The following is a 9,361-nucleotide window of genomic DNA, read 5'->3' on the forward strand; positions in this document are numbered from 1 at the left end:
TGATGAAGCCGCCGGCATAGGGCTGGTTGTGCGCCACGGTATAGCCGAGCGAGATCAGGATGCCGATCGCCGCCTCGGTCATCGCCGCCGAGGCCGAGGCGCCGAAGCGGTCGCCGACGATGAAGTCGGGCCGCACGCCCGAATCGCCGACGCGGATGCTGGCCGGCATCGAATGGCAGTCGATCAGCGCCGCGACGCCGAAGCGGGCCTGCGTGGCCGCCACGAGGCCGCGCAGGCGCTCGTGATAGGGCTTGTAGATGCCCTCGATCCGGCCGGTCGCCTCGTCGATCGGAATCCGCCCGGCATAGATCTCCTGACCCTCGCCGACGATCCTCGGCACCGTCCCGAGACCGCCCGCGACCCGGGCCGAGCGGATGTTGGCATAGGCCGGCGGCGCCTGCAGGAACATGCGCGGGTCGAGCTCGAAGGGCTCGCGGTTGACGTCGAGATAGGCGCGCGGGAACAGCGCCCCTATGAGCGGAACGCCGAGGGGGACGACGCCTTCGAACAGCTCGTCGACATAACTGTCTTCCGACTTGCGCAGCGTATTGGCGTCGAGCCGCGAGGCGTCGAGGAAAGCGCGCGGATAGATGCGTCCGCTGTGCGGCGAGGAAAACAGGAACGGAGCGGAAATCCTCTCCGGCACCTGGAGGCTCAACGGCGTTTCCAGCTCCGGAATCGCCTTTTTTGCGATCATGCGCGGTTCTTCCGTTAAGCGGGTGCGAGGCGGTGTAGCCGGCGTGCTTTATCGTCGCCTAACATAGCCAAGGCGTGCCGCCGGTGTCCATGGGTGCGTGGGTCCGCGGCGAGCATTTTCCAAGCGTTTCACCCGCTGTTTACCAATTGCTGCGCCTAATCGCTCAACCATTGGGGCAATTCCTGTCGGCTGGACGCGCACAACTCATGACCAGGATCATTCTTGCCGAAGACGATGAGGACATGCGTCGCTTCCTTGTGAAGGCGCTGCAAAAGGCCGGTCACGAGGTGGTCTCCTTCGACAATGGGCGCAGCGCCTTCGAGCGCTTGCGCAAGGAGCCGTTCACGCTGCTGCTCACCGATATCGTCATGCCGGAAATGGATGGGATCGAGCTCGCCCGCAAGGCGACGGAGCTCGACCCGGATATCAAGGTCATGTTCATCACCGGCTTTGCCGCGGTGGCGCTGAACCCGGATTCCCGCGCTCCCAAGGACGCCAAGATCCTCTCCAAGCCGTTCCATCTGCGCGAACTCGTCGACCAGGTGGAGCGCATGATCGCCGCCTGAGACGCCGCCGCAGGACTTGCGCCTGGCAGTGCTTACCGATATATGCGGAACTCTGCGCCGGGCCTCCCGAACAGGCACCGTTGCGGGCGTGTAGCTCAGCGGGAGAGCACTACGTTGACATCGTAGGGGTCGCTGGTTCAATCCCAGCCACGCCCACCATTTTTCTCCGCCGCCGCGTCAGAAAATCCTGGAGAACCTTTGCGGCGCACCGGCCCTGCCGAAGCCAGGGCCCGATCAATGCTTTCGGCAAGTTCGCGCGCCAGGAACGCGGCATGCGCTCCCTGGATGATGGTTGCGTGGTTGCCCGGGATGGGGCGCACTTCCAAGCGGCCCTTGATCACGCGGTCCCAGCAATCGCGCACGTCGGGCGCATCCTTCAGACGCCCCCCCGATTCGGCCCTGAAATAGACCGCATCGCCGTCATAGGGCGGCATGGTGGCGTGCTCCAGGCGCACGAGACGGTTGGCGCTGCCGGGCCGGCGCAGGAAGCGCGGCAGGGTCTTGCCCGATTTTCGGTAATGGTCCCAGATCCGGAACAAGATCGCCCGCCGCACCCGCGCATAGCCGGCATCGCACAGCTTGCGCGTCCGAAACCATCCGTAGCGCAGGGTCTGCAGCCCACGGCGCGCGCCCTTGTTTGCCCCCTGCCGCTCGAGCCACTCATCCAAGCTCGCATGCATGCGGCCGACATAGTTGGTGGTATCGATCAGCGCCAGCAATGCGACCTCCTCGCCGGCCGCCTTGAGCGCCCTGGCCATGTAGCAGGCGATCCGGCCGCCAAATGAGTAGCCGCCGATATAATAGGGACCCTCGGGCTGAATCCGGCGGATTGCCGCGATATAGTGGGCTGCCATGTCCTCGCTGCAGGTGAAGGGAACCGTCTCGCCGTTCCAGCCGATCGATTGAATGGCGAAAAAGGGCTGGTCCTGGCCAAGGTGTCGCGAAAGATGGTGAAAGCCGATCACTTCGCCCGCATTTCCGTGAACGCAGAAAAAAGGCGGGCGGCTTCCTTGCGGCTGGATCGGCACGATGCAGCCGGGCACCGCACTCTGTTCGATGAGCTGCGCCATCTCGGCCACGGTGCCCGCCTCGAACAGAGCCGCCGCCGGCAGCCGCATCTTCAATGCCCTTTCGACATCGAGGAACATTTCCACCGCCTGAAGCGAGTCCCCGCCGAGCAGAAAGAAATTGTCGTCAAGACCGACCGGGCGGTCGCGGCGCAGCGTCTTGGTCCAGATCGTCCGAAGTTGGACCTCGAGAGGCGTTGCCTGTCGCTCCACCCATTCGGCGGCCGGCGGCCCGGCATCGGCGTTGATCTTGAGCGCGTCGGCGAGCTTGGCGCGCTGCAGCTTGCCCGTCTCGCTCTTTGGGATCACATCGACGAAAGCGAACAGCCGCGGAACCTTGAAGCCGGCAAGCCGCTCAAGAAGGAAATCGCTGAGCACTCTGGTGCTGAGCGCTGCCCCCGGTGCTTGAACCACCGCGACCGCAACTTCTTCTCCGAGCGTCGGATGCGGAATCGGGAAAGTCGCGGCCTCGACGACCCCCGGGTGCTCCATCACCGCGGCATCGACCTCGGCCGGACTGACCTTCTCGCCACCGCGGTCGATCATTTCCTTGATCCGGCCCGTCAAGACGAGATAACCGTCCTCGTCGAAGAACCCCTCGTCGCCGGTGCGGAACCACCCGTCGAGGAAGGCTGCTCTATTGGCCTCGGGATCGCCTTCATAACCTTCAAAAACAGTGGGGCCGCGCACGAAAACTTCGCCGCGCTCGCCGGGAGCGACAGTCCGGCCGTCGGCGCCCATGATCTTGATCTCGTCGATGACCGGCAAACCGACCGAGCCGAACTTCCTGCCGGCGAAATTCGGCGGATTGGCCGCAATCCAGCATGTTTCCGTCATCGAATAGGCCTGCAGGAGAGGCACCCCGAAAAGCTCCTCGATCGATTTCTGCGTCTTGGCATCGAGCCCGCTCGACGAATTCCTCAAGAAGCGCAGCTTGTGGTTGCGATAGGGCCCGTCGGAGCCGACTTCGGCGGAGAGGATCGCGCGATAGACGGTCGGCGGCGCGGACATCCAGGTCGCCTCGGAATCGACAAGATCCCTGGCGCTGACATTCTTGCTTTCCTGATCGAAGAAGAAAACGCTCCCGCCCGAAAACAGCGCCCGGCACAGGTTTGTATGACCGCCGGCGTAATAAAGCGGCCTCAAGGTGAAAAATCTGTCATCCGCGCCTATCGCGATCCATTCGAATGATTTCGCCATTCTGAGCATGAGATTGCGATGACAAATGGGTATGATCTTCGGGCGCGACGTCGTTCCGGAGGTGCCGTAGACGATGGCCACATCATCCGGCTTCGACAATGTCGACGTTAGCGGCGCCCCGCCGGTATCGCCCGCCGGGCAATGCCCAAATGCAGATGCATCAAAACACGGTATCTCAAGGCGGGCCGCGGCGTCGGCGACGGCCCCGCGGTGGCGGTCTTCGACGACGACCGCCTTCGCCTTACAGCTCCGCAACTGGTTGTGGAATTCAGCGGCCGTGAGTTTGGGATTGAGCGGCACCGCAGTCGCGCCGCTCATGACCCCGAAGATCAGCACCGAAAGCTCGTCGCTGCGCCCGTGAACGATGGCAATTCGGTCGCCGCGCCCGAGTCCGGAGCATTTGAGAACCTCGCGGACTCGATCGATCCGTCCGATGAACATCGAATAGCTGAGGGGCGGCCGGTCCTTGGCCAGGATCGCCGGCGCGTCGGGCTGAATCTCAGCCCAGCGACGGATCACGTCGCAAATCGTAGCGCCTACGAGCTCGACCGTGGGCGCGTTCATGGCGCTCTCGACAAGGCTATGTCCAAGAAAAGACGCGACCCGACGTCCTGCGACGGCAGGCCCCCAAAGCTACAACGCCGCTCTGCTTGCGATGATTCCCCGAAGCCTCTGCCGGGTCAATGTTCTCGATCGCTGGATTTTTCCGAGATAAAAGAGTGAGCCAGATCAGCGGTGGCAGGCGGCAAGAGCCTGCAAGAGCAGCGCAGCCCTGCGCGCGCGACCGGTAACCGGTCGTCGAAGGCATTCAACCTACAGGCAACTCCGCGGGCGGCCTGGCTCGGCTCGACCGGGCGCGGTCAGTCGGCCCACACCAGTTGGCTGAGACTCACCGGCAGCACGCGGATCTCGTCGCGGACGCTCTTGACCCCGGGGGCGTTCTCGGCGGCAACCCGGGCGGCATTCTTTTCGGCATTCGAACCGACCGCGCCCCACAGATGCGCCACGCCCCCGGAGACGACCACATGGATGTACTTGTCGAGGTTTCCGACCTCGTCGAGCGCTGCTTCGATGGCCGAGCGGATGGTGGGGTCGTCGGCGTGCCGGGGAGCGGCCTCGCGCGCGATCAGCCCGCGCATCAGGTTGGCGCGGCTGACAATCCCGATCACCTTGCCGTCCTTGACCACCGGCACCCGCTTGATGCGGTTCTTCTCCAAGGTCTCGGCGATCGATTCAAGGTCGGCATCCTCGCTAACCGCGATCACCTTGTGGGTCATGATATCGCCAACGCGGCGGCTGTGCTCCTTGACATATCTGAGCGCCCGCTCGCGCGGGCTCGCGAGCAGGTCCAACCACCAGGAATGGTGCCGCCCGGTGCTCGCCTCCGGCCGCCGCATCAGGTCACCTTCGCTGACGACGCCGACCAGCTTTCCGTCCTTGTCGATGACCGGCATGGCGCTGATGCGGTTGTCGAGAAGGCTCTTTGCCGCCTCGCGAATATCGGTGTCCGGGGCGACGGTGATCACTCTTGTCGTCATGATGTCCCTGGCCTGCATTTTTCGCTCCTTGCGTATTCTATCGACGGCGGAAATTCGCAAAAACAATAGGCTCAAAAACATATAGGCGGCAACGGCCATGACCGCAGCGATGCGGAAGCTTGTGCGATGCTGTGTCGCAGCGCTGCCGAGCAAGCTGCAAGGGGCATGCGCCCGACCCGCGCCGGCGGTCCCGGACGCAACCCGGCGTCATCGCTGCGTGGCGATGGCTTTGGCTTGTGTACGTGACCTTGCGGGCGCTATGAAGTGCGACTATAGAAGCGGCTGGTGTACGTTTTATCAAACAATCGTTCTGGAGAAAGAACAGGCGTGTCCGTCTCCCGCCATTCCCACCTGAAGCGCCTCGAAGCGGAATCGATCTACATTTTCCGCGAGGTCGCGGCCGAGTTCGACAATCCGGTCATGCTCTATTCGATCGGCAAGGACTCCTCGGTCATGCTGCACCTGGCGATGAAGGCGTTTTATCCGGCCAAGCCGCCCTTTCCGCTGTTGCATGTCGACACGACCTGGAAGTTCAAGGACATGATCGCGTTTCGCGACGAAACCGCGCGGCGCCTCGGGCTCGAGCTCATCGTGCATACCAACGAGGAGGGCGTGCGCGGCGGCATCAACCCGTTCAGCCACGGTTCCAACCACTACACGCAGGTCATGAAGACCGAGGCGCTGAAACAGGCGCTCGACCGCCATGGCTTCGATGCCGCCTTCGGCGGCGCGCGGCGGGACGAGGAAAAATCGCGGGCCAAGGAGCGCGTCTATTCGTTCCGCAGCGCCAGCCATAGCTGGGACCCGAAGAACCAGCGCCCGGAGCTGTGGTCGCTCTTCAACGGCCGCATCAAGACCGGCGAGTCGATCCGCGTCTTTCCGCTGTCCAACTGGACCGAGCTCGACATCTGGCAATACATCATGGCCGAGGACATCCCCATCGTGCCCCTCTATTTCGCCGCCGTGCGGCCGGTGGTGAAGCGCGACGGCATGTGGATCATGGTCGATGACGAGCGGCTTCGGCTTGAGCCGAGGGAAAAGCCGGAGGCGAAAATGGTGCGCTTCCGCACCCTCGGCTGCTACCCGCTGACGGCGGCGATCGAATCGACCGCCACCACTCTGCCTGAGATCGTCGCCGAGATGCTGACGGTGCGCTCGTCCGAACGCCAGGGCCGGCTGATCGATCACGACACCGCTGCCTCGATGGAAAAGAAGAAGCGCGAGGGCTATTTCTGATGGCCAAGCCCGCGGAGAAGCCCGCGCCGGAGGCGCTGAGCGCCTATCTCGCCGCCCAGGAGAGCAAGGGCATCCTGCGGTTTCTCACCTGCGGCAGCGTCGATGACGGCAAGTCGACGCTGATCGGGCGGCTGTTATACGACACCAAGCTTCTGTTCGACGACCAGCTCGCGGTTCTGGAGACGGACAGCCGCAAATACGGCACCACCGGCGACGACGTCGATCTGGCGCTCGTCGTCGACGGCCTGCAGGCGGAGCGCGAGCAGGGCATTACCATCGACGTCGCCTACCGGTTCTTCGCCACCGACAAGCGCAGCTTCATCGTCGCCGACACGCCGGGCCACGAGCAATATACCCGCAACATGGCGACCGGGGCCTCGAACTCGGAACTCGCCGTGATCCTGGTCGATGCCCGCGCCGGCATCCTCACCCAAACCCGCCGGCACAGCTACATCGTCTCGCTGTTCGGCATCCGCCATGTGGTGCTTGCCGTCAACAAGATCGATCTCGTCGGCTATTCGGAGGCGCGCTTTCGCGAAATCTACGACGAGTACCGGAAATTCGTCCGCAACCTGGGCTTTACCACCGTGGTCGGCATCCCGATGTCGGCGCGCCACGGCGACAATGTGATTGCCGGCAGCACAAACACGCCCTGGTATATGGGCCCGAGCCTGCTCGACCATCTGGAGGCGATCGAAATCGGCGCGGAGAAGGAAGAGCCGCCCTTGCGCTTTCCGGTGCAGTGGGTCAACCGGCCGAACTCGGAGTTCCGCGGCTATTCGGGCACCGTGGCGAGCGGCTCGCTCCGCGCCGGCGACAAGGTCATCATCGCCAGGTCGGGACGCATGTCGCAGGTCAAGGACATCGTCACCATGGACGGCAAGATCGCCGAGGCCGGCGCCGGAGAGGCGGTAACGCTGGTGCTCAAGGACGACATCGACGTGAGCCGCGGCGACCTCATCTGCGCCGCCGACGCGCGACCCGAGGTCGCCGATCAGATCGCCGCCCACATCATCTGGATGAGCGAGGACCCGCTCCTGCCCGGGCGTCCCTACCAGCTCAAATGCGGGACCAGCACGGTGCGCGCCACCGTCACCGGGCTCAAGCACAAGATCGATGTCAACAGTTTCAGCGAACTGGCGAGCAAATCGCTCGATCTCAACGAGATCGGCTTCTGCAACCTGTCGCTCGCCGAGCCGATCGCCTTCGACGCCTACGAGGAAAACCGCGCCACCGGCGCGTTCATTCTCATCGACCGGTTCACCAACGCCACCGTCGCCGCCGGCATGATCCGCTTCGGCCTCAGGCGCGCCACCAACGTGCACTGGCAGGCGCTCGACATTCACAAGGGCGCGCGCGCCGAGATGAAGCACCAGCGGCCGTGCATGCTGTGGTTCACCGGCCTGTCCGGCGCCGGCAAGTCGACCATCGCCAATCTGGTGGAGAAGAAGCTGCACGCGCTTGGCCGCCACACCTACACGCTCGACGGCGACAATGTGCGCCACGGGCTGAACCGCGACCTCGGCTTCACCGACGCCGACCGGGTCGAGAACATCCGCCGCGTCGCCGAGACGGCGAAGCTGTTCGTCGATGCCGGGCTGATCGTGCTCGTTTCCTTCATCTCGCCGTTCCGCTCGGAAAGGCGGATGGCGCGAGAGCTGGTCGACAAGGGCGAGTTCGTCGAGGTGTTCGTCGACACGCCGATCGAGGTGTGCGCCGCGCGCGACCCCAAGGGCCTCTACAAGCGGGCGATGGCCGGCGAGATCAAGAATTTCACCGGCATCGACTCGCCTTACGAGATCCCCCGCGACGCCGAGATCCGCGTCGACACCACCGACCGCAAGCCGGAAGCGGTCGCGGAAGAGATCATCGCCTATCTCTCGGAGGGCGGGTATTTGGGGTAGACGGCGTGCACGAATAAGTCTTCTCCGATGGAAGAATTTGGTAGGCGTATACGATCAGATTCGTAGGGCGGATTTGGCGAAGCCGTAACCCGCCATGTTGCCGGCCGGAACGGCGGATGACGCCGCGCCAATCCGCCCTGTGAGCTTATCCGGGCCGCGCCGGTTGCGATAACCGAGTGCAATTCGCGCGGCATCAAAACGCCTTCGGCAGTCCCGCCTGCCGCAGAACGGCATTGGCCGTGTGGCGGCTGGCAATTCCAACCGGTACGGGAAAGTTTCTTTCGGTGATCGGACTGTGCCAGATTTCGTGGCTGCCCTTGCCTTGCCGGACGAGCCTGCATCCCGCTGCGCGCAACACTTCGCGCAGCGGCCGATCGAACTGCGGAGCCATTCAGGCGGCTGCGGGCTCGGCTTCGCGCAACGCGGTGATCTGCAGATAGAGCGAGGCGGGATCGACGCCCGGATGATTGTCGGGCAGGAGGTCCAGCGCCATCGCCGATATCTTCGCCAACAGTCCGTCGAGCGTCGGCGCCTCGGCGGCGGCCGGGATGTCGTCGCTATGTCCGGTCCACACCGCCGCCTCGTCGTCCCACGCGGCGGAAATCGTGAAGATTACCGGTTTGGCCATGCTGACACCTTGTCTGACTTCAGGAATCCTATCATAGCTGCGGCGAACGTCACAGCAATTGCCGGAATGGAACGGTATATTCAATTACGCAATTACGGTGACAGTGCACTTAATTGTCCATCGCCGCAGAGCGTATTGACCGAATTAAATGTACTGTCACCGAAACGCCCGCAGAGCGTATTGACCGAATTAAATGCACTGTCACCGAAACTCCGCCTGTCACCGAAACCGCACCGAAACCGCCGAAACTCGAAACTCCGCTCCAGCCCCATGAGGCGCATCAGCCGCCGCACCCGGTGACGGCCGACGGCAATGCCATCACGGCGCAGCTGCCGCGCCATCTGGCGAGAGCCCTAGAACGGATACTTCAGGAACAGCTCGTCGATCCGCCGCATCAGCGCCAGGTTCTCAGGGCTCTCGCCCTTCGGCGCGTAGTAGAGCGACGAGCGGCCGATCGACAGAACCTTGCATTGACGGCTCAAGCTCAGACCAGGGTGGCCGCGCACGACCATCGCCTTGCGCTCC

The 9,361-nt window shown here is 63.7% G+C and carries 8 protein-coding genes, 1 tRNA gene and 1 pseudogene; 4 read left to right on the plus strand and 6 right to left on the minus strand.

The genetic code is table 11. The features are described from left to right. Positions 1 to 697, minus strand: a 697-nt coding sequence (locus Q8P46_09020; protein MDP2620305.1) for an N-formylglutamate amidohydrolase, incomplete at its 3' end; no start/stop codon positions are given. A 206-nt stretch (positions 698 to 903) separates the two neighbouring features. Between Q8P46_09020 and Q8P46_09025 the strand changes: the two genes are divergently transcribed. Continuing rightward, entirely contained in the window at positions 904 to 1,263 is a 360-nt protein-coding gene (locus Q8P46_09025; GenBank protein ID MDP2620306.1) for a response regulator, read from the plus strand. 84 nt (positions 1,264 to 1,347) lie between these two features. Then, positions 1,348 to 1,422, plus strand: a tRNA-Val gene (locus Q8P46_09030). On the opposite strand, the gene Q8P46_09035 is transcribed toward Q8P46_09030, so the two are convergent. Next, a complete protein-coding gene (locus Q8P46_09035; GenBank protein MDP2620307.1) occupies positions 1,401 to 4,094 on the minus strand; it encodes a non-ribosomal peptide synthetase in 2,694 nt (897 codons plus the stop codon). The two genes, Q8P46_09030 and Q8P46_09035, sit on opposite strands and share 22 nt — an antisense overlap. Before the next feature lie 296 nt (positions 4,095 to 4,390). Beyond that, on the minus strand, positions 4,391 to 5,086 hold the full coding sequence (locus Q8P46_09040; protein ID MDP2620308.1) for a CBS domain-containing protein: 696 nt from the start codon (positions 5,084 to 5,086) through the stop codon (positions 4,391 to 4,393). Positions 5,087 to 5,353: 267 nt separating this feature from the next. Between Q8P46_09040 and cysD the strand changes: the two genes are divergently transcribed. Both cysD and cysN read left to right on the plus strand, forming a co-directional pair. Next, the gene (gene cysD / locus Q8P46_09045) at positions 5,354 to 6,304 is read left to right on the plus strand and encodes a sulfate adenylyltransferase subunit CysD (protein ID MDP2620309.1); all 951 of its coding nucleotides are present in this window, start codon (positions 5,354 to 5,356) and stop codon (positions 6,302 to 6,304) included. Continuing rightward, entirely contained in the window at positions 6,304 to 8,208 is a 1,905-nt protein-coding gene (gene cysN / locus Q8P46_09050) for a sulfate adenylyltransferase subunit CysN (GenBank protein MDP2620310.1), read from the plus strand. The genes cysD and cysN overlap by 1 nt, the downstream gene beginning before the upstream one ends. 193 nt (positions 8,209 to 8,401) lie before the next feature. Here the strand turns inward: cysN and Q8P46_09055 are convergent, their stop codons facing one another. The 3 genes and pseudogenes from Q8P46_09055 to Q8P46_09065 form a co-directional block, all read right to left on the minus strand. Then, complete coding sequence (locus Q8P46_09055) at positions 8,402 to 8,599, minus strand: type II toxin-antitoxin system HicA family toxin (GenBank protein ID MDP2620311.1); 198 nt, start codon at positions 8,597 to 8,599, stop codon at positions 8,402 to 8,404. Then, positions 8,600 to 8,836, minus strand: a complete 237-nt coding sequence (locus Q8P46_09060) for a DUF1902 domain-containing protein (protein MDP2620312.1) — start codon at positions 8,834 to 8,836, stop codon at positions 8,600 to 8,602. Between the two features lie 263 nt (positions 8,837 to 9,099). Next, positions 9,100 to 9,361: pseudogene (locus Q8P46_09065) on the minus strand (IS3 family transposase).

It is taken from the genome of Hyphomicrobiales bacterium (genome assembly GCA_030688605.1).
Lineage (GTDB): Bacteria > Pseudomonadota > Alphaproteobacteria > Rhizobiales > NORP267 > JAUYJB01.